The sequence below is a fragment of the Bacillus altitudinis 41KF2b genome, from assembly GCF_000691145.1.
GTDB lineage: Bacteria > Bacillota > Bacilli > Bacillales > Bacillaceae > Bacillus > Bacillus altitudinis.
The window spans coordinates 232,321-255,391 of record NZ_ASJC01000005.1 but is presented as its reverse complement, the minus strand read 5'-3'; the positions used below and the strand labels follow the sequence as shown (position 1 = coordinate 255,391).

The 23,071-nt window shown below is 41.5% G+C and carries 29 protein-coding genes and 1 riboswitch; of the genes, 2 read left to right on the top strand and 27 right to left on the bottom strand.

Features of this window, described 5'->3' with window-relative positions; all coding sequences use genetic code 11:
* Positions 1-32: 32 nt before the first annotated feature.
* Positions 33-174, bottom strand: a riboswitch (FMN riboswitch).
* A 113-nt stretch (positions 175-287) separates the two neighbouring features.
* The 3 genes from BA79_RS11520 to BA79_RS11510 form a co-directional block, all read right to left on the bottom strand.
* Entirely contained in the window at positions 288-632 is a 345-nt protein-coding gene (locus BA79_RS11520) for a hypothetical protein (protein WP_008344451.1), read from the bottom strand.
* Positions 633-866: 234 nt separating this feature from the next.
* A complete protein-coding gene (locus BA79_RS11515) occupies positions 867-1,103 on the bottom strand; it encodes a DUF2164 family protein (RefSeq protein WP_035702871.1) in 237 nt (78 codons plus the stop codon).
* Between the two features lie 200 nt (positions 1,104-1,303).
* On the bottom strand, positions 1,304-1,885 hold the full coding sequence (locus BA79_RS11510; protein WP_017359789.1) for a TetR/AcrR family transcriptional regulator: 582 nt from the start codon (positions 1,883-1,885) through the stop codon (positions 1,304-1,306).
* 239 nt (positions 1,886-2,124) lie between these two features.
* Between BA79_RS11510 and BA79_RS11505 the strand changes: the two genes are divergently transcribed.
* Entirely contained in the window at positions 2,125-3,387 is a 1,263-nt protein-coding gene (locus BA79_RS11505) for an MFS transporter (protein ID WP_035702869.1), read from the top strand.
* A gap of 30 nt (positions 3,388-3,417) precedes the next feature.
* Here BA79_RS11505 and BA79_RS11500 read toward each other — a convergent pair whose 3' ends face one another.
* Positions 3,418-3,855: a peptidylprolyl isomerase gene (locus BA79_RS11500; RefSeq protein WP_008359679.1), complete on the bottom strand. Its 438-nt coding sequence runs from the start codon at positions 3,853-3,855 to the stop codon at positions 3,418-3,420.
* Positions 3,856-4,176: 321 nt separating this feature from the next.
* Between BA79_RS11500 and BA79_RS11495 the strand changes: the two genes are divergently transcribed.
* Positions 4,177-5,061 (top strand): DUF1002 domain-containing protein, encoded by an 885-nt coding sequence (locus BA79_RS11495; protein WP_008344446.1) that lies wholly within the window; start codon positions 4,177-4,179, stop codon positions 5,059-5,061.
* A gap of 40 nt (positions 5,062-5,101) precedes the next feature.
* Here the strand turns inward: BA79_RS11495 and lysA are convergent, their stop codons facing one another.
* From lysA to BA79_RS11380, 23 genes are all read right to left on the bottom strand, one after another.
* Positions 5,102-6,427, bottom strand: a complete 1,326-nt coding sequence (lysA, locus tag BA79_RS11490; protein WP_035702866.1) for a diaminopimelate decarboxylase — start codon at positions 6,425-6,427, stop codon at positions 5,102-5,104.
* 115 nt (positions 6,428-6,542) lie between these two features.
* The gene (locus BA79_RS11485) at positions 6,543-8,015 is read right to left on the bottom strand and encodes a spore germination protein (RefSeq protein ID WP_007501043.1); all 1,473 of its coding nucleotides are present in this window, start codon (positions 8,013-8,015) and stop codon (positions 6,543-6,545) included.
* Positions 7,969-8,577, bottom strand: coding sequence for a stage V sporulation protein SpoVABEA (spoVAEA, locus tag BA79_RS11480; protein WP_035702864.1), 609 nt, complete (start codon positions 8,575-8,577; stop codon positions 7,969-7,971). Before spoVAEA ends, BA79_RS11485 begins: the two co-directional genes overlap by 47 nt.
* A gap of 6 nt (positions 8,578-8,583) precedes the next feature.
* Entirely contained in the window at positions 8,584-8,934 is a 351-nt protein-coding gene (gene spoVAE / locus BA79_RS11475; protein ID WP_007501045.1) for a stage V sporulation protein AE, read from the bottom strand.
* Positions 8,934-9,950: a stage V sporulation protein AD gene (gene spoVAD / locus BA79_RS11470; protein ID WP_008344437.1), complete on the bottom strand. Its 1,017-nt coding sequence runs from the start codon at positions 9,948-9,950 to the stop codon at positions 8,934-8,936. The genes spoVAE and spoVAD overlap by 1 nt, the downstream gene beginning before the upstream one ends.
* A gap of 12 nt (positions 9,951-9,962) precedes the next feature.
* Entirely contained in the window at positions 9,963-10,415 is a 453-nt protein-coding gene (gene spoVAC, locus BA79_RS11465; RefSeq protein ID WP_008344436.1) for a stage V sporulation protein AC, read from the bottom strand.
* A 20-nt stretch (positions 10,416-10,435) separates the two neighbouring features.
* Positions 10,436-10,852, bottom strand: a complete 417-nt coding sequence (locus BA79_RS11460; protein ID WP_007501049.1) for a stage V sporulation protein AB — start codon at positions 10,850-10,852, stop codon at positions 10,436-10,438.
* Positions 10,842-11,462 carry a stage V sporulation protein AA gene (locus BA79_RS11455; protein WP_008344433.1) on the bottom strand — a complete coding sequence of 207 codons (621 nt, stop codon included), beginning with the start codon at positions 11,460-11,462 and terminating at the stop codon, positions 10,842-10,844. Before BA79_RS11455 ends, BA79_RS11460 begins: the two co-directional genes overlap by 11 nt.
* Positions 11,463-11,576: 114 nt before the next feature.
* Positions 11,577-12,344 carry an RNA polymerase sporulation sigma factor SigF gene (sigF, locus tag BA79_RS11450; RefSeq protein WP_007501051.1) on the bottom strand — a complete coding sequence of 256 codons (768 nt, stop codon included), beginning with the start codon at positions 12,342-12,344 and terminating at the stop codon, positions 11,577-11,579.
* Positions 12,345-12,356: 12 nt separating this feature from the next.
* A complete protein-coding gene (spoIIAB, locus tag BA79_RS11445; RefSeq protein WP_007501052.1) occupies positions 12,357-12,797 on the bottom strand; it encodes an anti-sigma F factor in 441 nt (146 codons plus the stop codon).
* The gene (gene spoIIAA, locus BA79_RS11440; RefSeq protein WP_008344431.1) at positions 12,794-13,147 is read right to left on the bottom strand and encodes an anti-sigma F factor antagonist; all 354 of its coding nucleotides are present in this window, start codon (positions 13,145-13,147) and stop codon (positions 12,794-12,796) included. The genes spoIIAB and spoIIAA overlap by 4 nt, the downstream gene beginning before the upstream one ends.
* A gap of 157 nt (positions 13,148-13,304) precedes the next feature.
* On the bottom strand, positions 13,305-14,459 hold the full coding sequence (locus BA79_RS11435) for a D-alanyl-D-alanine carboxypeptidase family protein (RefSeq protein ID WP_202986226.1): 1,155 nt from the start codon (positions 14,457-14,459) through the stop codon (positions 13,305-13,307).
* A 159-nt stretch (positions 14,460-14,618) separates the two neighbouring features.
* On the bottom strand, positions 14,619-15,431 hold the full coding sequence (locus BA79_RS11430; RefSeq protein ID WP_008344425.1) for a purine-nucleoside phosphorylase: 813 nt from the start codon (positions 15,429-15,431) through the stop codon (positions 14,619-14,621).
* 11 nt (positions 15,432-15,442) lie between these two features.
* The gene (gene deoB / locus BA79_RS11425) at positions 15,443-16,627 is read right to left on the bottom strand and encodes a phosphopentomutase (RefSeq protein ID WP_017367531.1); all 1,185 of its coding nucleotides are present in this window, start codon (positions 16,625-16,627) and stop codon (positions 15,443-15,445) included.
* 153 nt (positions 16,628-16,780) lie between these two features.
* Positions 16,781-17,671 (bottom strand): site-specific tyrosine recombinase XerD, encoded by an 891-nt coding sequence (xerD, locus tag BA79_RS11420; protein ID WP_035702861.1) that lies wholly within the window; start codon positions 17,669-17,671, stop codon positions 16,781-16,783.
* A 6-nt stretch (positions 17,672-17,677) separates the two neighbouring features.
* Complete coding sequence (locus BA79_RS11415; protein ID WP_008344420.1) at positions 17,678-17,905, bottom strand: YqzK family protein; 228 nt, start codon at positions 17,903-17,905, stop codon at positions 17,678-17,680.
* Between the two features lie 117 nt (positions 17,906-18,022).
* Complete coding sequence (gene fur / locus BA79_RS11410) at positions 18,023-18,475, bottom strand: ferric iron uptake transcriptional regulator (protein WP_003215577.1); 453 nt, start codon at positions 18,473-18,475, stop codon at positions 18,023-18,025.
* A gap of 121 nt (positions 18,476-18,596) precedes the next feature.
* Positions 18,597-19,241 (bottom strand): stage II sporulation protein M, encoded by a 645-nt coding sequence (spoIIM, locus tag BA79_RS11405; protein WP_017367532.1) that lies wholly within the window; start codon positions 19,239-19,241, stop codon positions 18,597-18,599.
* 115 nt (positions 19,242-19,356) lie between these two features.
* Complete coding sequence (locus tag BA79_RS11400) at positions 19,357-20,487, bottom strand: S8 family peptidase (RefSeq protein WP_081826990.1); 1,131 nt, start codon at positions 20,485-20,487, stop codon at positions 19,357-19,359.
* Between the two features lie 111 nt (positions 20,488-20,598).
* The gene (locus BA79_RS11395; RefSeq protein WP_035702858.1) at positions 20,599-20,820 is read right to left on the bottom strand and encodes a hypothetical protein; all 222 of its coding nucleotides are present in this window, start codon (positions 20,818-20,820) and stop codon (positions 20,599-20,601) included.
* A 68-nt stretch (positions 20,821-20,888) separates the two neighbouring features.
* Positions 20,889-21,341 carry a GNAT family N-acetyltransferase gene (locus BA79_RS11390; RefSeq protein ID WP_008343848.1) on the bottom strand — a complete coding sequence of 151 codons (453 nt, stop codon included), beginning with the start codon at positions 21,339-21,341 and terminating at the stop codon, positions 20,889-20,891.
* Positions 21,328-22,509 carry a TIGR00375 family protein gene (locus BA79_RS11385; protein ID WP_035702856.1) on the bottom strand — a complete coding sequence of 394 codons (1,182 nt, stop codon included), beginning with the start codon at positions 22,507-22,509 and terminating at the stop codon, positions 21,328-21,330. The genes BA79_RS11390 and BA79_RS11385 overlap by 14 nt, the downstream gene beginning before the upstream one ends.
* Positions 22,506-23,063, bottom strand: coding sequence for an NUDIX hydrolase (locus BA79_RS11380; protein ID WP_017367536.1), 558 nt, complete (start codon positions 23,061-23,063; stop codon positions 22,506-22,508). Before BA79_RS11380 ends, BA79_RS11385 begins: the two co-directional genes overlap by 4 nt.
* Between the last annotated feature and the right edge of the window lie 8 nt (positions 23,064-23,071).

Genomic DNA, 23,071 nt, shown 5'->3' with positions numbered 1-23,071 from the left:
CAACACATATTTTTTGTTCATACATAGCTTTCGTTATCCTTCTCCCATCCAGACTTTCACTGTCGGCTTCAGCTTCTCACTGAATCAACCGTTAATAAATTAACGGGTCACGGGCTGTAAAGCATTTGCTTTATTACCGTCGGTCGGGATTTTCACCCTGCCCCGAAGGATACAATCGATATTTAGCTGTCCTTAGGGGCTATTATAGCGATCCTTGTGGTCAAATGCAACAATCAAGATTTATTCACTTATTCATAAAAAAGCCTCCCTATAGGAAAGGAGACTTGTTAATTGACGACTTTTACTACTTTTATAAGACCGTCTATTCTTTTTTCATTACTAAAGTATGCTTTAATACGATCGCCTTTTTTCAGATCGGCCACATCATCTTCAAATTTCTTCCCGTTAAAAATGATTTTCGTGCCATTTTTGGCTTGACCGTAATACTCATCACCATCAATTTTTGTAATGGTATATTCATAGATTGTGTAATCTTTATCATTATTCGTTAAACTTTCGCCAATGGCTGTTGGCACATCTTCAATTTTCATGCCATTCATGTATAAATAACCTGCGCCTAAACAAAGCAGTAAAACAAATAAGATTGCGATTTTCAATTTGATTTTCCCCATATTTAGAACCTCCATCATCTGCACTTCGCCTATTTGTATGTTCTATTCCTTCTTTTGATGAAATAAAACCAAAAAAGCTGATTTTCATTAATGGTTACTTATATAACGATTCAAATGGACTTTTGGTTCCACCTTTTCATCATTACATATGATACGAATATGCGTTCTTTATTAAGGGGGTCTTTTTTCCTCTTTATCTGTTAGCAGGATGAATAAGATAGACGAGCTTTTTGATTATATTCTTTTCTCTAGTGCGAATAGATCTTCCTCTAACAATTGAGATCTTTGAACAGCGATATTTCGGCTGTCACGAACCCCTTGATTATAATAGTAGCTTCCAAGATATTTTGTGATAAATTCTAATATATTAATGGCTGCTAATTCACCAATCTCCTCTTCTCGTTCTTCGGCAAAGTAACGCTGAATGGCAATCATCATCTGGTTTTTTTCTTCTTTTGTTAATGGTTTCAAAGTATCTCCTGCTTTCTTTCAGCATGATCACACGCTTTTTAGATGTGCACTTCCACTTATTTTTAGAGCTACATATGGTGACACTCACGAATACGAATGTTTGTTCTCTTATCATATCACAAAAACGTGTCCATCACACCCTAAAAGAAAAAGCGTGTTTTAATCAATGGATCAAAATACGCTTTCTTTATATAGACTATTTATTTCAATATGGATAGGATCGTCGCTACAGAATGATCTACAAATGAACGCTCTGGGCGAGATTTCATGAGAACTGTAAGTCCAATAAAAGAAACAACCAGCGCCTGTGCTAAGGCTTTGGCATTCAGACTGCTTTCGAGCTCACCCGAGCGAATACCTTGTACAATTTTTTCTTCAAAAATGACCGAAAGATACATCTGATGCTCTCTTGTGAGAATTTCAAATTTCTCTTCGTGTGGGGCAAGCTCGACTATTGTATTGATGCAGAAGCACCCTTTACTCGGCCCATGTCCATATTCCTCTTCTACTAATTCAGCAAATAATGTATGAAATGCTTCCTTTACAGATAGATTGTTTTGAAGTTTTGTTCGAATGTGGGCAGCATGCTGAGTTGTATATTTGCGTAATGCTGCTTCAAACAATTCCTCTTTATCACCGAACGCTGAGTATAAGCTTGGCCGCTGTATTCCCATTTTTGCAGTTAAGTCGCTTAATGTAGTCGCTCTGTACCCCTTCTCCCAAAAAAGCAACAAGGCCTCATCTAACGCTTTTTCCTCATCAAATTCCCGTTGTCGAACCATTATCAACCCTCATTTCTATCATAAAAATCTCTTCACTAAATCAATCATCTATTTCTTATAACGTTTTTACTCATCGGTACATTATCATTTTATTTTATTGACATATCATTGTCAAACCGACTACGATCTTCACTATATCATCTTGACTTTAAAACGTTTCTATGGTTATCCTTAACAGGAATCATTCTATATCGATCAGTATATTATACTTTTCAGTACAAAAGGAGCGGATGACATGCATGAAAAAAGAAAAGATGAATGCCGTTGAACATTCTGATCTGGAAACGACTCATTTACAAATAACCACCCGATCAACGATGACTCGCAATATGGCTCTACTGTTTGCGACATCCTCCGGGATGGCAGTTGCAAACATATACTTTGCACAGCCATTATTAGACTCCCTCGCATCCGAGTTTGGTATCAGCTATTCAGCCATTGGTATGGTCATTATGATTACTCAGCTTTGTTATGCGCTAGGACTGCTACTGATCGTACCACTTGGTGATCTGTTCAACCAACGGCGGCTCATTGTAGCTCAAATGCTAGCATCCGTGTTATCTCTCGTTCTAGTCGGTATCGCCCCTACCGCCAACGTCCTGTTCATAGGACTAGCTGCGGTGGGACTGCTTGCTGTAGTCACTCAGGTACTCGTAGCATTCGCAGCGACATGGGCCGCTCCTGAAGAACGTGGCCGCATAGTGGGCTTGGTTCAAAGTGGAATTGTGATTGGTATTCTTCTCGCACGCACGTTTGCTGGTGTACTAACCGATCTCGCCGGCTGGAGATCAGTCTATCTCGTTTCCGGCGTGATGATGCTGATCATTACTGGCATGTTGTACCGGTATCTTCCGAGTGCTGACAGCAAGAGAGTCTCCATATCCTATGTGAACTTGCTCGCTTCAATGTTTATATTGTTCAGACAAGAACGAATTCTACGTATTCGTGGCGTACTGGGTTTTCTGATCTTTGTTGTGTTTGGCACGCTGTGGACTTCACTTGTGCTACCTCTCAGCACTACGCCATACAATCTGTCACATACGGCGATTGGTGCATTTGGTCTTGCTGGAGTTGCCGGAGCATTAGGTGCCGCTCGGGCTGGAAGCCTTGCTGATCGAGGCTTAGGACAGTTAACAACGTGCATCGCCCTTGTCCTATTACTCTTTTCATGGTGTTTTATTTTTTTCACTGAATATTCCCTCATTTTATTAATCGTTGGTATCGTCATTCTTGACCTATCTGTGCAGGCCGTTCACGTGACCAATCAAAGTATGATTTTCATGGTCCAGCCTGAGGCGAGAAGCCGGCTGACTGCTGCTTATATGATTTTTTATTCCCTCGGCAGTGCGCTCGGTTCTATTGTATCAACTAACATATACGCAAACGCTGGCTGGAATGGGGTATGTCTATTTGGAGCCTCTATCAGCGCCTTAGCCCTTTTATATTGGATGATCACCTACCGCTTCACGGCACAGATCACAGGAACATCAGATTTAAAATAAAAAACACCGCAATTAAGCGGTGTTAATGGATTAAGCATCGACAACTTCGACTTTTTCCATCCCTTGACCTTGTTCCATGTCAAGAACAGCCTCGATACCAGATGTTACTTTGCCAAAAACAGTGTGAACACCGTTTAAGTGCGGCTGTGGGTCATGTACGATAAAGAATTGGCTGCCGCCAGTGTCTTTACCAGCGTGTGCCATTGATAATGAACCTCTCTCGTGCTGATGAGGGTTTCCTTCTGTTTCACATTTAATTGTGTAACCAGGTCCTCCAGTTCCATTACCGTTTGGATCGCCGCCTTGGCTTACGAACCCTGGGATCACGCGGTGGAATTTCAATCCGTCGTAGAAGCCTTCATTCGCTAATTTTTCAAAGTTTGCTACTGTACCTGGAGCAGCCTCTGGGTAAAGTTCAAACTCAATTTTCTTTCCATTCGTTAATTGTATGTATCCTTTTTTCGCCATTTTTCACATTCTCCTTTCAGGTTAAACAACGCTCATTATAGCACATTTTCGGTGATGTTAAACATCCCCTGCTTACCTAATGTGATTTACCTCTTTTGCCATCATTGATAAAATAAAAGAGCTTGATCCTTTTCTCCTAAGGAAATGATCACAGACTGAGCAAATCACTTCATCATCTTGGAGGTTTCAAACATCTTTAAAAGAAAATTGAAACGTCAGACTGATTTGTTACGTCTATATGATGGAGTACGATTCAAATCATGTACTCAAAAGATGAGTTTCTCACCATCGAGAAACGCTTTCGACTTGAAGGAGGTCAACATGTTTAAAAAAACAATGCTTGGTATGATGGCAGCGCTCCTTTTACTGATTGGTGCGCCAAAAGTCAGCTTAGCGGATGCAGCTGTCGGCGATGTCATCGTCACACTCGGGCAAGACTTAACACCGGCTGATCGCCAGAAGGTGCTTGACGAGTTGAATCCACCTGAAAATGCGACAAAAATTGAAGTAACCAATAAAGAAGAGCACGAATATTTAGGAAAGTATATCCCTCGTTCTTCTATCGGGACGAGAGCCTTATCATCTTCATCCATCACCATTGAAAAATCAGGTACGGGTCTGACCGTGGATACACATAACATTAAGACCATTACAGATGAGATGTATTTAAATGCTTTAATGACCGCAGGCGTGAAAGATGCAAAGGTTGTCGTGACGGCGCCGTTTGAAGTATCAGGTACAGCAGCACTGACAGGTCTATTAAAAGCCTATGAAGTGTCAAGCGACAAAGCCATTCCTGAAGATGTGAAACAGGTAGCAAACGAAGAGCTTGTAACAACATCGAAACTTGGAGACTCTATTGGAAAAGACAATGCTTCTGCCCTGATTGCAAAAATCAAAGATGACATTGCCAAAAATGGAGTTCCTAAAACAACAAAAGAAGTGGAAGAAAAAGTAGATCAAGCCGCTTCTGATTTGAACTTAAATCTAACGCAAGACCAAAAAGATCAACTTGTCTCTCTCTTTGATAAGATGAAAAATATCAATATCGATTGGAAACAAGTCGGATCTCAAATTGATAAAGCAAAAGACAAGATTACAAAATTCATAGAATCAGATGAAGGGAAAAACCTTCTACAGAAGATTTGGGATTTCTTTGTCTCTATTTGGAACGCGATCGTCTCTGTATTTACTGGTGGAAAATAAATGTCATAGAAAAAGCTGCCTGATGATCAGGCAGCTTTTTTTAAGTCGATGATTTCACTTTTGATTGATAAGGTAAATCCAATTTGACAATGTCCTCATATGTCTCACGCTCAACGACAAGCTGCGCTTCCCCATCTTCTACAAATACTACAGCCGGGCGCGGGATGCGGTTATAGTTGTTTGACATGCTATAGCCATAAGCTCCTGTACAAAAGACAGCTAACAAGTCTCCCTGTGATAACTCTGGCAGATCAATATCCCAAATGAGCATATCTCCACTCTCGCAGCATTTTCCTGCAATGGACACAGTTTGATCATGCGTTTGGCTCATTTTATTGGCGCTCGCTGCTTCATATTTTGCTTGATATAAAGCAGGTCGAATGTTATCACTCATTCCGCCGTCAATGGCTACATAATCGCGAATGCCAGGTACATGTTTGGATGAGCCGATCGTATAAAGAGTGGTTCCCGCATCTCCAACAAGGGAGCGACCTGGCTCAATCCAAATTTCAGGCATCTTAAACTCATAGCGGGCTACATTTTCTTTCACCGCTTGAATAATTTTCTCCACGTATTCAGTTGCTGGAAGTGGTTCGTCCTCTTCTGTATAACGGATGCCAAAGCCTCCGCCTAAGTTCAGCACTGTGGAAATAAATCCAAATGATTCTCTCCATTCATCTAGCTTCAAGAAAATCTTATCTGCCGCAAGGACAAAACCAGCTGTATCAAAAATTTGTGAGCCGATATGACAATGAACACCTAAGAGCTCGATCACTTCTGATTTAAGCACTTGTTTGACCGCTTCGTCTGCTTGTCCATTATGAAGATCAAAACCGAATTTTGAATCTTCTTGACCTGTTGTAATATAGTCATGCGTATGTGCTTCAACGCCCGGCGTGATGCGGAGGAGTACTTTCACCTGTTTTGACAGCTCTTGTCCAAGCTGTTCAATGAGGTTGATTTCATAGAAATTATCAACAACAATACAGCCGATTCCATGCGCTAATGCCATATTTAATTCTTCTCTGCTTTTGTTGTTACCATGGAAATGAATTTTTTCTACAGGAAACCCGGCACAAATGGCTGTGTGCAGCTCCCCGCCTGAAACGACATCAAGTGATAAGCCTTCTTCTTTTGCCAGCTGGAACATGGCAATAGAAGAAAACGCCTTACTCGCATATGCCACCTGAGCCTTTAGTTCTTCTTCAATAAATGCTTTCTGAAAGCTTTTTGCACGCTCCCGTATTAAAGCCACATCATATACATAAAGTGGTGTCCCATACGTTTCAGCTAAAGAAACGGCATCAACACCACCAATTTCTAAATGTCCGAGTTCATTTTGTCTGCAAGTGCCGTGTAAATACAATGTCATTCCCTCTTTCTCCGCCTCGGCTGAAAAAAGACAGCTGCACAAGCTGCCTTTTGCCGTTTCTCAAAGTTAAAAATACAATATCACAATCTTCAGCCACTTTCAACGAGCGTTAAGAATTTGGCGGAATTTTTGATCTGTTCTGAGGGTGAACGATGCTTGGCCTTACTTTTGAGCCAGGAACAGACGTCCGAATGAGCACTTGCCATAAAGCCTTTCCATTAAAAGGAATAAACGGCCACATATAAGGCGTCTGTAAGGAACGAATGGATGTTAAATAAATAAGTAACAGCGTAAAACCGATGATCAGTCCATTCAGCTTAAAGATCGCTACTAGTGCTAATATGATCAGTCGGATAATTTTATTAGCGACACTCAGTTCATAACTTGGAGTGGTGAATGTGCCGATAGCTGCTAGCGAGACGTATAATATGACCTCTGGTGTAAATAAACCGACATCAATCGCGATTTGTCCAATTAAAACGGCCGCAATCAAGCCCATGGCAGTCGACAAGGCGGTCGGCGTATGGATCGCCGCCATTCGTAAAAATTCCACCCCAAAATCAGCAAGGAATACTTGGAGAATGACAGGAATATGGGAGGGTTTGTTAAATCCAATATAGCTTAGATTGTCTGGCAGAAGATTCGGTTCTAGAATAAAAAGAAACCAGATCGGCAAAAGAAAAGTAGAACATAAAATGCCTAAAAAACGCACCCATCTTAAAAATGTCCCAACTGCTGGCGCCTGGCGGTATTCTTCAGCATGTTGAACGTGATGAAAAATAGTGGTTGGTGTAATGATGACACTAGGGGATGTATCCGTAATGATAATGACATGCCCTTCTAATATATGGTTAGCGGCTACATCTGGGCGCTCGGTGTATCGCACAAGCGGGAAGGGATTATATCCTTGCTTAATGATAAATTCTTCTATTGTTTTATCAGACATCGTCAGTCCGTCAACTTTAATCCCAGACACTTCTTTTTCGATAATATCAACAAGATCAGGGTCAGCTATGTCTTCAATATAACAAACACAGACGTCTGCTTTAGAACGCTCGCCTACTTTAAGCATTTTGTATCGCAATTTTTCATCCCGCACTCTTCTGCGAATGAGTGCTGTGTTCACAATGATGTTTTCAACAAAGCCGTCTCTTGCACCTCTGACAACCTTTTCTGTATCCGGTTCCTCCGGCATTCTGCCAGGGTAGCTCCTGACGTCAATAATAAATGCGTAATTTTCACCTTCGACAACGACTGCCACAAGTCCAGACAACACTTGATCCACTGCTTCATCAAGCGTTTCAACTTTTGAGACTTGCTGATTGACAAGACGGTTTTCTACCACACGTGCAAGATCATCTGATTCAGGTTCGTTGTCATTGATTTCAATCAGTTCTTTTAATAAATAGATCACATATTGTGTATCACATAATCCATTTACATAGTAAAGCTGGATTTCCTGATCATGGACATAAATTTTCCGAACGCCAAGGTCAAAGCTGAGACCCATCCCGACATTGTCTTTGAAAAAATCTTCATTTTTCTTCGGATCTCGGTACACGTGTACCTTGTCTTTCTTCATGGAAACCGCTCCTTTCTAAAATTAATTCGACTGCCTTCATTGTGATGGGGGACCCTTTGCTTAGATCATCTTTCCGTCCCATCTTGCCAATATCTCCAATGCCGACAACAATCGGAAGCTGTAGTGAATCGAGACAATACACTGTATCTCCACTCATTTTGTGTGGTTCCATTTCTGGAAGTCCATGTTTGTCAACGCCGTATTCTGTCAGTTCACCTTCCCGGTCAATGGAGACATGTACCTTTGTCCATTCCGCTTGATGGGTTTTAGATGCCACTGCAATGGCGCCAATCACTTCAATTTCAGGGTGACGTGCTACGTGCTTCATCGCCGTCTCCCCTGTTCCTTCACCTGTTAAGCCAGAATCATCAAACATGACAAACACTGGGTCATACGGCGTTTTTAAAATCATCTGGACCAGTTCTGGTCCTGTTCGTTTGCTCGGATTCCCTTTTGAGCTGGAAATACATCTTCCGCCGACTTTCTTTGCGACAAGCTCAATCGTTTTGGCAGCATATATATCTCCGTCTGTCACTAAAATGACTTTGCGTCTTTGCCCCATATTAGGTTATCCTTTCGGTTTAAAGATAAGTGCAATGATAAATGAAAATAAAATTGCAGCTGATATTCCAGCAGAGGTTAACTCAAAAATCCCAATTCCGATTCCAATAAATCCGTGGACATCAGCCTGATGCATCGCCCCATGAAGCAAGCTATGACCAAAGCTTACGATAGGGACGGTAGCACCCGCTCCTGCAAATTCAATAAATTTATCATAAATACCAAACCCGTCTAAAATCGTCCCCGCCACAACAAAGGTGGTCATGACATGTGCCGGTGTGAGTTTCAGTACATCAAGTAAAAGCTGGCCGATCACGCAAATCAGTCCGCCTGCAACAAAAGCAATCAAATAATCCATTAGCTTTCTCCTCCTGCACGCTCAAATACAACTCCATGCGCAATGGTTGGAATGGTCTCTTTTTGCTGAACCATCATTGGGCTGAGAAGCGCCCCGGTTGCCACAACCAATACTCTTTGCAAATTCCCTGCTTTCATTTCTTGAAAGATGTGACTGAATGTCACGACAGCTGAGCAGGCACAGCCGCTGCCTCCAGCGAATACATTTTGATCAGGTGTGTATATGATTAATCCGCAATCATCATGCTTCCGTCCAAGCTGAATGCCATCTTCTTTGAGAAGATCCTTTAAAATAGGCGATCCAATTCCAGATAGATCTCCTGTTAAGATGAGATCATAATCATCTACTGTTCTTCCTAAGTCTTCTAAATGTTGTTTGATTGTGTCTGCCGCTGCAGGCGCCATAGCCGAACCCATATCGAATGGATCTGTAATCCCAAGATCCATCACCCGTCCGACGGTGGCACTTGTAATTTGAATTTGGGAAGGTTCTTGGCTGATGACGACAGCACCGCTCCCTGTCACTGTACTTGTTGCTGTATCGGGTTTTTGCCCGCCATATTCTGTTGGATTACGAAATTGCCGCTCTGCTGTCGCGTTGTGACTGCTTGTGGCAGCAAGCGCTCTATTGGCAAAGCCACCATCTACTAGCGCTGAGGCAATGGCGACTGATTCCATAGATGTGGAGCAGGCACCAAATAAACAAAGAAACGGGATTTTGAGTTCTCTTGCCACATAGTTGGCTGTCACGTTTTGGTTCAGTAAATCTCCTGCCAGCAAAAGGTCAATATCACTTTTTTGCAAATTCGCTTTTGATAAGGCCATTGATATGGCATCATCCATGAGCTGCCTTTCAGCCATTTCCCAGTTCTTTTGATAACAGTGCATTTCATCATAAGTTTTATCAATGAGATGACCGATTGGGCCTTCTTTTTCTTTCGGTCCTGCAGCTGTTCCTTCCGCATTCACATAAAGCTTGTGTTCAAATACCCAAGATTGCTTACCTGTTAGTTTCACGTTTTATTCCTCCTACGAAAACATCTTTTCCAAGACGTATCGAATAATCCCTACGACATATGCCGAGACGACACCAAACACAATGACGTTCCCAGCCAGTTTAAACATGTTGGTCGCTACACCTAACACAAGCCCTTCACTTTTATGCTCAAGAGCCGCACTTGTCATACTGTTTGCAAATCCTGTCACCGGTACAGCTGATCCCGCTCCAGCAAACTGGCCGATTCTATCGTAAATACCAATACCAGTTAAAATAGAAGAAATTAAAATAAGGGTTGCCACCGTTGGATTCCCTGCTGTCTTTTCATTAAAATCGAAAAAGGTAATATAGAAATTTTGCAATCCCTCGCCTATCGCACAAATCAAACCGCCGACAAGAAAAGCCTTGATGCAGTTTAGTACATAAGGAGGTTTCGGCTGATACGTTTTCACTTTAGATGGATAGTTCTCTTTTAAACTTGACACTTGTTGTTCCCTCCACATTTTTAAATATAAATAAGCCAATGAAATAACGAGCCAAACACCTTCCCTAAGACGATGGCCATGAGCAGCAGCACAATTTTCCCGTCCATTCCAATTCTTTTCGTTAAGATAGGAAGTACATTTAACACTTCAGTGAGTGCGGCTGCAAGCATGCCGACAAAAATGCCAGATAAAAGACCGATCGGAAGCGCTAGCCATTTGGATAAATGCAAATGGACTTGACTTAAAGTAGCCCAGCCGCCAACGACCGCTCCACTTATCACGGCAGCCTCATATCCTTGAATGAAACGCTGCGTTTTCGTTAATTGCATTAATCGAGGGATAATACCAAGCACTGTGAGAAACGCCACAAATCCTGCCCCTACCGTTAAACCGCCGCCGAGCCCAACAAGCACCACAAAAAGCCATTTACCGATCATGAATATCTTTCAATGTTTCTTTGTTTTCATTGAGTGCGACATAATGATCAAGATCGAGCTGATATTTAAACATTTCCACTTCAAGCGGACTTGGCTCTTCGTTTAAACGCTTTTTAAACACATGATTGAAAAATAAAATCATGCCAAAACCGAGTCCAAAGCTATATGGAATTTGTAATAAATAAGGATGCTCAACCGTGTTTCCAGTAATCATCTCGTAAAGGCGGATATGAACAAGCCGCATACTAACATCCTCATGGAAATTCATGATGGCAAGGGCCGCTCCGACAAATAAGAGGAGCCATACAAACACGAATAATACGGGGGACAGCTGGCGTTTGCCTGTGTCTATTTCAACAATGGCTTCTGAGCCTCCGACCGTTTGAATGTCGATGTCAGGCCACGCTTTTTTGATCGTTTTGACCACATGCATGATATCTAACACAACGATGTGACGATCCTTTTTGCTGACATGGTATATCGGCATTTTGCTCAACTTTTGCACAGCACTGTCATCTCCAGTGATTTGGGCAATATCCTCTAAATAAATAAGCTGATCATTACCAGTCTTAATCCGATGGCGCAGCCGAATAAAGATTTGTCCGTCCATCCAAGTCACTTCCTATACGATGGGTTAAAAATAGTATGTGGTGAAAAATGGTTCTCATACTGAAAGAACTTGATTTACCGGTAATTACCACACAAAAAAAGCCAGCCGAATTGGCTAGCTGTCTTTTTGATCCATTTGCATTTGGATTTGTTTTAAAATCTTCTTTTCAAGCCGTGAGACTTGCACTTGGGAAATTCCGAGTCTTTCTGCTACTTCTGATTGTGTTTGGTCTTTATAATACCTTAAATAGACAATCAGTTTCTCGCGCTCTTCTAATTCTTTAATCGCCTCTTTCAGCGCAATTTTATCAAACCATCTTTCTTCTGAATGATCGGCAATTTGATCGAGCAACGTAATCGGATCGCCGTCATTTTCATACACGGTTTCATGAATAGATGATGGTGAGCGGACCGCTTCTTGAGCGAGGACAACATCCTCAGGTGTGATGTCCAGATATTCAGCGATTTCCTGAACAGTCGGCATTCGTCCATGAGATTTAGACAATTCGTCCCTTGCCCGCCTAATTTTATTTCCAAGTTCCTTTAAGGACCTGCTGACTTTGACGGTTCCATCATCACGAATGAAACGCTGAATTTCACCAATGATCATTGGAACGGCATAGGTCGAAAACTTCACATCATAAGACAAATCAAATTTATCAACAGATTTCAGCAGGCCAATACAGCCTATTTGGAACAGATCATCTGGTTCATATCCTCTATTTAAAAAGCGCTGAACAACGGACCAAACAAGACGCATGTTTTTTTCTACGAGGAGGTCTCTTGCTTGTTGATCTCCGTCTTGGCTTTTTTTGATGAGCTGTTTCACTTCATCATTAGACAGCTGTGCTTTTTTTGCTTGCTTTTTTACCTCCACATCCATATGAGCAGCTCCTTAATTACAAAGCGCTTTGCTTTTTGATAGATGCTTTGTTAAGCGGATCGTTGTGCCCATTTCTGGAGATGAGTCCACCATGACATCATCCATAAAGTTCTCCATGATCGTAAAACCCATCCCGGAACGCTCTAAATCTGGTTTCGTCGTAAAAAGCGGCTGCCTTGCTTCCTCAAGATCTGAAATGCCCATGCCTTCGTCTCGAATCGTCAGATACACAATATGGTCATCCAGTGTGACGCTAATGTGCACCTTGCCGTCTGGATTCCCGTCATACCCGTGAATGATCGAGTTCGTGACCGCCTCTGATACGACTGTTTTGATTTCTGTTAGCTCATCTAATGTTGGATCGAGCTGAGCGATGAATGCTGCCACCGTTACTCTCGCAAAGGATTCGTTTTGACTTAAAGCAGAAAAAGTCAGATTCATTTCATTTGTCATGATGCCACCCCCAATGTTTGCAGCGCAGTTTGCTCTGAAGGCTCCATACGAATAATTTTAAACAAGCCGGACATATCAAATAAACGGTTCACCGCCGGCGAGATCGCACAGACGACCATTTCACCGCCAAGCTGTTTAATTTCTTTGTATCTTCCTAAAATCACTCCGAGCCCAGAGCTGTCCATAAACGATAAATCAGCTAAATTCAGCACGATGTGGCGAATGTCCTCTGTTTCCAAATAATTCGTCACCTTTTGTCTCAATGTCTCTGCGGAGTGATGATCAAGCTCCCCTGTCAACCGAATGCAAAGTACGCTCTCTTTTATTTGAAAATCAATACCAAGGCTCATCTTTTCTTCCTCCTTGCTCTATTTTCGGATAAAGAATGTTTCTCTTTCTTCACATGCAAATCCTTCACCATGACAAAACTAGTGATCATTCGTCACATTTAGATGTTCTTTTCGTTCATAGCAAAAAAGACTGCCAGTTGCAGCAGTCTTTCACCTTTTACTTCCATTTAACAAATTCGGCCATAGCCCGTTTGAAGAACGTCCAAACACCGGCTTTTTCCATATCTTCTTTCGCTTCAACAGGACTTTCATGAAGCACTTTTCCATCTTTTTTCAAGATGATGGTGCCAAGTTTCGTTCCTTTTGAAAATGGGGCTGTGACATCTTGAGTTAATTTAATTTCTTTTTTGATCTGATCGACATTTTCGCCTTTTTTCGTTAGAAGAGAAATCGGTTCAGACGTGACAAGCTGAATTTTTTTCTTTTTCCCTTTGCTCACTTTGATCTCTGCTACGTCTTGACCACGCTTGTACAGAGGATGCGTTGTATATTGACTAAAAGCGTAATCCAGCATTTTGACGACTTGGGCGTTTCTGTCTTTTGGTGTACTTGCGCCGAATACAACAGCAATGACGCGCATATTCCCTTTTTTAGCGGATGCAGTTAGACAGTATTTCGCCTCGCCTGTAAACCCTGTTTTCACCCCATCCACACCTGGATAAAATTTAATGAGACGGTTTGTATTCACAAGCCAGAATTTTTTATCCGTGTTCTGACGAAGATAGTCTTCGTATACACCTGTGAACTTGGTGATCTCTTCATATTTCAACAGCTCTTTTGCCATTTTTGCCATATCATGAGCCGTGCTGTAATGATCTTTTTCAGGAAGTCCTGTTGGATTTTGAAAGACCGTTGAGGTGAGTCCAAGCTCTTTTGCCTTTTTGTTCATTTGCTCAACAAACTGTTCTTCAGATCCAGCAATATGTTCTGCCATGGCAACTGAAGCATCGTTTCCTGACGCAATCGCAATGCCTTTTAGCATGTCTTTAACCGTCATTTCTTCTCCCGGTTCAAGGAAAATTTGTGAGCCTCCCATAGATGCTGCATGATCGCTCGTTCTTACTTTATCAGTCATTTTTAATTTTCCTTGATCCATCGCTTCCATGATGAGAAGCATCGTCATGATTTTGGTCATACTTGCAGGGGCAAGCTTTTCATCACTGTTTTTGTTGTAAAGCACTTTTCCCGTGTCACGTTCCATTAAAATCGCTGATTTGGCTTCATGCGCCAATTCTGATGTTTGTTTTTCTCCTGGCTTTTCAATCTTTTCTTTTGCCATCGCTGATGGTGGAACCATTGAGATAAGGATCATTAAAGTAAACAATGCACATATATGACGTTTCAAGTGGCAGACCTCCATTATCGTAATCCTTTCTATTTTTTCCTCATAAAGGCTGTTTTATTCAGAGATCGTTTGATTGCCATAAAAAAAAGCCCTCTGTTTCATGAACAGAAGGCTTTTTCACACGATCTATGAGAGTTGTTTGACAACATCTTTCACTAAATCAAGGAAACTTGCTTTCACTTTTTCCGTCACTTCGATCACTTCATCATGAGAAAGCGGCTGATCTAAAATACCTGAAGCCGCATTAGAGATGCATGAAATACCAAGTACTTTTATGCCTGCATGACGTGCTACAATCACTTCTGGCACAGTCGACATACCGACTGCATCAGCGCCAAGCGTTCTGAGGAAACGAACCTCTGCCGGTGTTTCATATGAAGGGCCAGTCATTCCTGCGTAAACCCCTTGCTGCACAGATATGCCTAAATGTTTAGCCGTTTTCTCTGCAAGTGCCAGCAAATCTTTATCATACGGTGCAGACATATCAGGGAAACGAACCCCTTGACTGTCGTTTGGTCCAATTAACGGATTGGTCCCCATCATATTGATATGATCTGTAATCAACATAAGATCGCCAGGATGGAAGGACGTATTCACACCGCCCGCTGCATTTGTCACAATACATGTTTCAATGCCGATTTCTTTCATTACACGGACAGGAAATGTCACCTGCTTCATATCATACCCTTCATAGTAATGGAAACGTCCTTGCATGGCACAAACGACCGTGCCTTTCAGCGTTCCAATGACGAGCTGGCCTGCATGCCCTTCTACTGTTGAAACAGGGAATCCAGGAATATCTTCATATTTCAATTTGATTGGATTTTCAATCTCATCGGCTAAAATGCCAAGACCTGAACCTAAAATCAATCCAACTGTTGGTACATATGTCGATGCTTGTTTAATATATGCCGCCGCTTCTGAAAACTGTGCTCCCACGTGATTTCCCCCTATTTGAGTTTAGATAAAAAGCTTGTTCCGTATTTTGGCAGCGTTGATTTAAAATTATCTGCTACCGTTGCCCCAAGATCAGCAAATGTTTTCGCTGTTGGTAGCTCATTCGCTTCTTGATGCTTTTTGCTGTAAGCAATAAGCGGAACGTATTCTCTTGTATGATCTGTTCCGTGATGAACCGGGTCATTTCCGTGATCTGCTGTGATCACAAGCAGATCATCCTCTTTTAATAGATCAAACACTTCAGGTAGACGTGCGTCAAATTCCTCTAGTGCCTTACCGTAGCCTTCTGGATCTCTTCTATGTCCATAAAGCGCGTCAAAATCGACCAGATTTAAGAAGCTCAGCCCAGTAAAGTCTGATTTCAGCGTCTCAACTAGCTTGTCCATTCCATCCATGTTGGATTTCGTTCTGAGTGAAGAGGTGATTCCTTCTCCATCATAAATATCAGAGATTTTTCCGATCGCAATGACATCTAGTCCATCATCTTTCAATTCATTCATGACGGTACGGTCGAATGGTTTTAATGCATAGTCATGACGATTTGGTGTTCTAACAAATGCCCCCGGCTCCCCGACAAATGGACGAGCGATGATGCGCCCTACCATATATTTTTCATCTAAAGTCAGTTCACGTGCGATTTCGCAAATGCGGTAAAGTTCGTCTAATGGCACAACTTCTTCGTGTGCAGCAATTTGCAGCACAGAATCTGCTGAAGTATAAACGATTAAATCGCCTGTTTTCATATGCTCTTCGCCAAGCTCATCAAGAATTTCTGTACCAGACGCTGGTTTATTTCCAATGATGCCGCGCCCTGTTTTTTCTTTTAATTCATTTAACAGTTCATCTGGAAAGCCGTCTGGAAAGACTTTAAATGGTGTGTCGATGTAAAGACCCATGATTTCCCAATGCCCTGTCATTGTGTCTTTCCCGTTGGATGCTTCTTGCATTTTCCCATAATACGCAAGCGGTTTTTCGTCCGCTGGAATTCCTTTAATTTCTTTAATATGACTTAGCCCAAGCTTCGCCATATTCGGCATATGAAGCCCGTTCATTTTTTCAGCAATATGTCCAAGTGTATCTGCACCTACATCATTAAAATCAGCAGCATCAGGTGCTTCCCCGATTCCTACTGAATCCATCACAATGAGGAAAATACGTTTATACTGATAATCAGGCATAAAAAAGCGCCTCCTTCAATATTCTTGTCCTTTCACCTTTCACAACTGGAGAGGTCAGACATCTCAAGTATAAACCGTTTTCAAGTCAATTGACAACCATAAACGGTCCAAACATAAAAAAGCATGATACACGTTCACCGTGCCATGCTTTACTTATGCCCTTGGATGGAATTTGTGATACACGTCTTTTAATCTTGTTTTTGTGACATGTGTGTAAATTTGTGTAGTAGAAATATCGGCATGTCCGAGCATTTCCTGTACGGCTCTAAGATCCGCACCGTTTTCAAGCAAATGTGTCGCAAATGAATGTCTGAGCGTATGAGGCGTCAATTCTTTTTGAATACCTGCTTCTATGGCTCGTTTCTTTAAGTTCTTCCAAAAGCCCTGCCGCGACATTTTTTTTCCGTGATGGTTCAGAAACAAAGCATCGGCCGGCTGTTTTTTGAGCAGCTTGTTTCTGCCTTTTTCTATATACACTTCAATCGCACTTGCAGCAGCTTCACCAATAGGCACGATCCGCTCTTTTCTTCCTTTTCCAAAACAGCGGATAAACCCCATGGTCAGATGCACATCTGCAAGAGTCAGATCAAGCATTTCACTTACGCGAATACCTGTTGCATATAAAAGTTCGAGCATGGCTTTGTCACGGTAGTCAAATGGTGTTTGCTGCTTAGGTGTATCGAGCAGTTTTTCTACCTCATCTAATGATAGAACTTTCGGTAATTTCCGCTCTGTTTTTTGTGATTCAATGTTCCATGACGGGTCATCTGTTGTCACTTTTTCACGGAGCAAAAATTGATGAAAGGAGCGTATCGATGATAGATGACGGACGGACGTTTTACTCGATTTCCCCTCGTCTTTTAACTGTTTTAAATAATGAATAATATGAAGGCGTGTGACGTCTTTTACATCTGTCAATTGTTCATGCGTCATTAAAAAAGACAAATAGCTCTGTAAATCTCTTTTATAAGAGACAATGGTATTTTCAGAGAGTCCTCTCTCTACTGTCATAAAATGAATAAAGTCGGATAATTGATCCTTCAATGGTTTCTACTCCCCGTTTTGATAAAAATAAATCAATCGATCCTGCCAGCTGTCTTGTTTCGGCTGATCCATTTCCATCACTTTTATCGCTGCACCTTCTGGTTTATCATAACGATGATAGCTTTCATATTCTGAATTTATCCATATCATAGCATAATAGAACAGGACGGTAAAACCAGTGAACAAGATAAATACTTTCATTACTTCCCCTGTTGTTTTGAGCCATTTTCGCATGTTCTTCATGTCCTTTCTCGTGTTCTCATTACTTCAGCATATGCCAGGTGGGACAAGGAATATACAGCGAACATGCAAAAAACCTTTTCATTTTGAATGAAAAGGTTCCAATTCGGATTATTTGCCGGATTCATCATCATGACACCGGTGGCAAATACCATGGAATGTCAATCTATGATCCTTAATTTTAAATTTCCAGTCGCGTTCAATAATCTCTTCAACATCTTCTAATAAATCATCTTCTATCTCATCGACTGTCCCGCATTCCATGCAGACAAGATGGTGATGGAAGTGAGCGGCCCCTTCTTTGCGAAGATCATATCGCGAAACGCCGTCTCCAAAGTTAATTTTATCAACAACTTTCAGTTCAGTAAGCAATTCTAACGTCCGATAAACAGTAGCAAGACCAATTTCAGGAGACTTCTCTTTTACGAGGAGGTATACATCTTCTGCACTTAAATGGTCTTCTTCATTCTCAAGCAGTACTCTTACTGTTGCTTCACGCTGTGGCGTGAGCTTATAGCTGGAAGAATGAAGCTGTTTCTTAATTCGATCAATCCGATTTTCCATTGACTTTCCCTCCTACGCCACATTACTTGATCATTATATCAAATGATGTGCAGAGAGCCAACTATAATCATTTTAAATTGATAAATAAATTGATTATTATTTAATAACGATTATAAAATCATCAAAACAGAACACCTGCCAGCTTTTTCATCAACATGAATGATAAGTATGATTCAAAAAAGGACGAAAGAGCAGCGAGGGTTAAAATCATCAGTAGAACAGAAGCATACCGGCCAAACCAATGGATTGGCGCTTGACTGATGGTTTTTTTCATAAAAAGCTGACCAATTAAACGAATGGAGAACGCAATCGCACAAGTTCCGATCACTAAATACGCAGGAATGAGCAAGATATTTTGAGGAAGCACCGAGACAAAAGATAGAAAAAAACCGCTAAGCCCCATTTGATTGACCAAAAAACCGACAGTAAACCCAACTACAATCCCTTTTAAAAAGATCATAAGAAAAATAAGCGGCAGGCCAATGATGGAAATTCCGAGTATCCACATGAGGCCCAAATATTTCATATGATGTAAAAAGCTTTGCAAAAACATTTCTTTTGATTCTGCTGCTTTCTCATTCGTCAGTTGACCAAAAAATTGATTTAAATAGTAGAATAAATCCTCTTTCTGACTCATTGTCATACTATTGACGATAATGGCTCCAAAAATGACGCCCATTAAAAATAGTACAGAAACAAACAAATAAATCGATAAATGATCTTTCACGTGCTGAAGAAGATGTTCTTTCCAAGACTTTTTCCGCATGCGCCTTCCTCCCAAATAGTAAAGGTTACTAGATTCTATGAGAGAGCAGACGAAACATGACAGTTTTATAAAAAGAAAAACGAGAAAGCAGCTGTACACTGCTTTCTCGTTTCCTTTATCGTGCAGCTTTTTGTACGTTCACAAGCCCAGCGCCATAATAAAAAGGTTCGCCAAGTTTTGTTGCCGTTTTTGTCAGCCTTTCACGCACTTCATCATTTGTCAGATTCGGATGTTTTGATAGAATGACTGCCGCAGCACCAGCTACATGAGGTGATGCCATAGACGTTCCACTCTTATATCCATATTCGTTATGAGGAATGGTACTTAATGTTGAAACACCTGGTGCTGATACTTCCACTTCTTCCCCAACAGAGGAATCAAAGGCTCTTTGCTTTCGTTGATCCACAGATGCGACTGCCATGACAGAGCTGTATTTGGCCGGGTAATCTATCGTATTAAGTGACCCGTAGCTCCCAGCATTTCCTGCAGATGCGACAATGAGAATCCCGTTGTCATAAGCTCGATCTACCGCTTCTTTCAGCGCCTCCGATTCACTTGCTCCCCCCATACTAATATTGATAACATCCATCTCATTCTCAATCGCCCATTCAATGCCTTTAATGATCCAGCTATAGTAGCCGTCACCATTTTCATCTGCCACTTTCACCGCATAGATCGAAGCTTTTGGTGCCACACCAACGACGCCTACTTTATTATCTAATGCTGCGATCGTGCCTGCAACGTGGGTTCCGTGTTCATGCGGGTCAATGAGCGGATCGGACTCTGTTGGAACAAAGCTGACACCACCAGTTACATGTAAATCTTCATGCTTGCCGTCGATTCCACTGTCAAGAACAGCTACTTTGACATTCTGTCCGGCATATCCTCGTTTATGTACCTTTTGTGCTTTAATGCTTTTGATACCATAAGGGACGCTTTGACCGCTTGTTTTTGCTTTTTGGTCTTCCTCAATAAAAGTAACTTCTTTTGCTTGATGTAGTTTTTCTTTTGATGCTTCGTTCAACGAAACTTTCATCATATCTATTTTCTCTATTGATTCTTTCACATGACCGCCGGCTTTTTCAACAAGCTGTTTTTGTGTTTTGTCTTGAACGGAAGAAGAAAAACCGATCATATACTCTTTTTTTGCTTGATCCTTTGCAGATACATCTGATGCGCCGAATGTCATCGATGCCAGTAGCATACTTGCCATACAAAGCCCTGCTCCAAATGATTTGACCTTCACGATACCCACTCTCCCTTTCATTTCTTTTTGTCATTTAACTACATTTTTAGACAAAAAGAAACGACCGTTTGTCCTATTTTTTAAAATTTTTCCAATTATTTGATCTACTTGTCACAAAAAAGCAAAATAAAAATGCTTATGATCCTGTTCATAGCGATCATAAGCATTCCTGCCTTTATGTTTTTTCATCATATGCTGCAAGGCTTCTTGTTTTGTTTTTGTCTTTCTTTCGTGTGTACTAAAATGCGGCATATTTCCTCTCGATTGTTCTGTATTTCGGCTGTGCTGCCTTTGAAGGTGTTCTCTCTTTTTCTTTGCTTTGCTTTTTCCCATTTCGCAAAACCCCTTTCGTTGTCGTTATGATACATGAAAGAACCTAAAAAAGATAGACGTAGACACGCCTATCTTTCTTTTCTCACCATATCAAGATGCGGAATTCCATCCTCATCATAACAATCTGAGACAGCTTCGAAGCCAAACGATTCGTAGAACGATTTCAAATAAGCCTGTGCTTGGATTTTAATCTTTGTTTCGCCTAATTCACTGAGCTTTTTTATCGCCTGATCGAGCAGGATCTTCCCGTAACCCTTTTTTCGGCCGGTCTTCGTCACAAGGACACGGCCAATGGATGCCTCTTTGTACATGATCCCGCTTTGGAAAATGCGGCAATAAGCCACAATCGTGCCGTTCTCTTTGGCGATGACATGCAGCGCCTCTTGATCACGATGATCAATTTCAGGATAAGGACATGTTTGTTCTACAACAAACACATTCACTCTTTCCATTAAAATCAGGTAAAGGTCCTCTTTAGACAGTTGTTCAAATGTGTGACATGTCCATTTAAGTTGATTCATGATTGATATCCACCTTACCGTAGACTCCGCCTCCGCCAGCGATCAGTCCAACTTCACCTCTTCTTGCTTTGATGATGTAATCGGCTGTTTTCTCAGGCAGGACCGCTTTTAATTCTTGTTCTGTTGCTTGATGAAGAATATTCATCTCTGTATGAAAGACAGCTTTTAACTTTTCTAACGTTTTGGCTCCAACACCCGGAATAAATTGAAGGGGAAGCTGGTGAACATAAGGAGGCCTTATTCCTTTGTCACTTTCTTGGTCAGCAAGCTCCTTTAACCGCTCACTCACCCCTTTTGTCATTCGGGTATGGCCGCATGCTTGGCACTTTTCTTGCTCCTGACTGTCAGGTCTTATCCCGCATTTCTCACAGGTCGTATGATAATACTTTCCGAGCCGCGGAGCGAGCCCATAATTTCCAGTGATGTTTCTGCCATCTTTTCCTTGAAGCGCTAGCTCAAATTCATCAAAGGAGGCATGATCCATTCGGATCTTCGTATATTCCCGCGCAATTTTCCCTAAAGAATGGGCATCTGAATTTGTTAAAAAAGGATAACGGTTTAGCTCACTTAGCTGGGAGGCCATAGACGTATCACAGCTAAGGCCAAGCTCAACAGCGTCAATGAGTTCTGGATCGAATACTTCGGTTAAAGACGTATTGACCCCTTTGCCGTATAAACTTTTATGCGGCGTAAAAATATGGGCAGGAATAAATAATCCCCCTAGTTCCTTCACCTTATGCTGAAGCGTTCTCCCATCCACATATAACCGCTGTGAACTCAAATGCACATTTTTCATATGAAGAGAAAGCCATGCGGAAAACTCAGACATTTTACGAAGCGTGGGCATAAAGGCAAGCACATGAATCGGACCTTTTGATTGGTCATCATTGATTTCTAGCTCACTGCCTAAAAGCAAAACGGTCTTTCCAAATGATAAACCGCCATCGCTTAGTTCAGTGTACGTGCCTTCCTCTACACCTTCTATCAATTCTTCTAGGACTTCAGGAGATTGTGCATCAATCACACCAATCATCCCCATCCCTTTACTTTGAGACGCTTCAATGAGAATTTGGTCAATGGTCAGTGACCTTGCACCTGTAATTTTGACAGCCCTGCCTGTTCTTGTTCGACCAATATGAATATGGATATCTGCAAAGAATTCCCTCATTTTGTAGACTTAAGTACCTCTTGCAATTGTAAGTATTGAATGGCATAGGCTGTTTTTGCATCATAAATATGTTGTTTTTCGATGAGTTGCAGTGCTTCTTCTAGTGAGACTTCCATCACTTCGACAAATTCATCCTCATCCAGCTCTCGTTTTTCTTCAAGCGGGACGAGCTGATCAGCAAGGTAGATGTGAACAATTTCATCCGCAAACCCTGGTGATGTATAAAAGGCGGTCAGCTTTTGGAGCGCCTGAGTTGTATAACCTGTTTCTTCTTCTAATTCTCTCAGTGCTGTATGTGCCGGCTCTTCTCCTTTTTCTAATTTTCCAGCCGGAATCTCAACGATGGCTCTCTCCAGTGCTTTACGGTATTGCTTGACCAAAATGATTTTATTTTCGTCTGTACGTGCAATGACTGCTACTGCACCTGGATGTTTAATGATTTCGCGTTTGCCTGGTTTTCCGTTCGGCAATTCTACATCTTCAAGAACCAAGTCAATGATTTTTCCGTTATATAATGTTTTTGACGATAATGTTTTTTCTTCAAAGTCCTTCAATTTTGTCA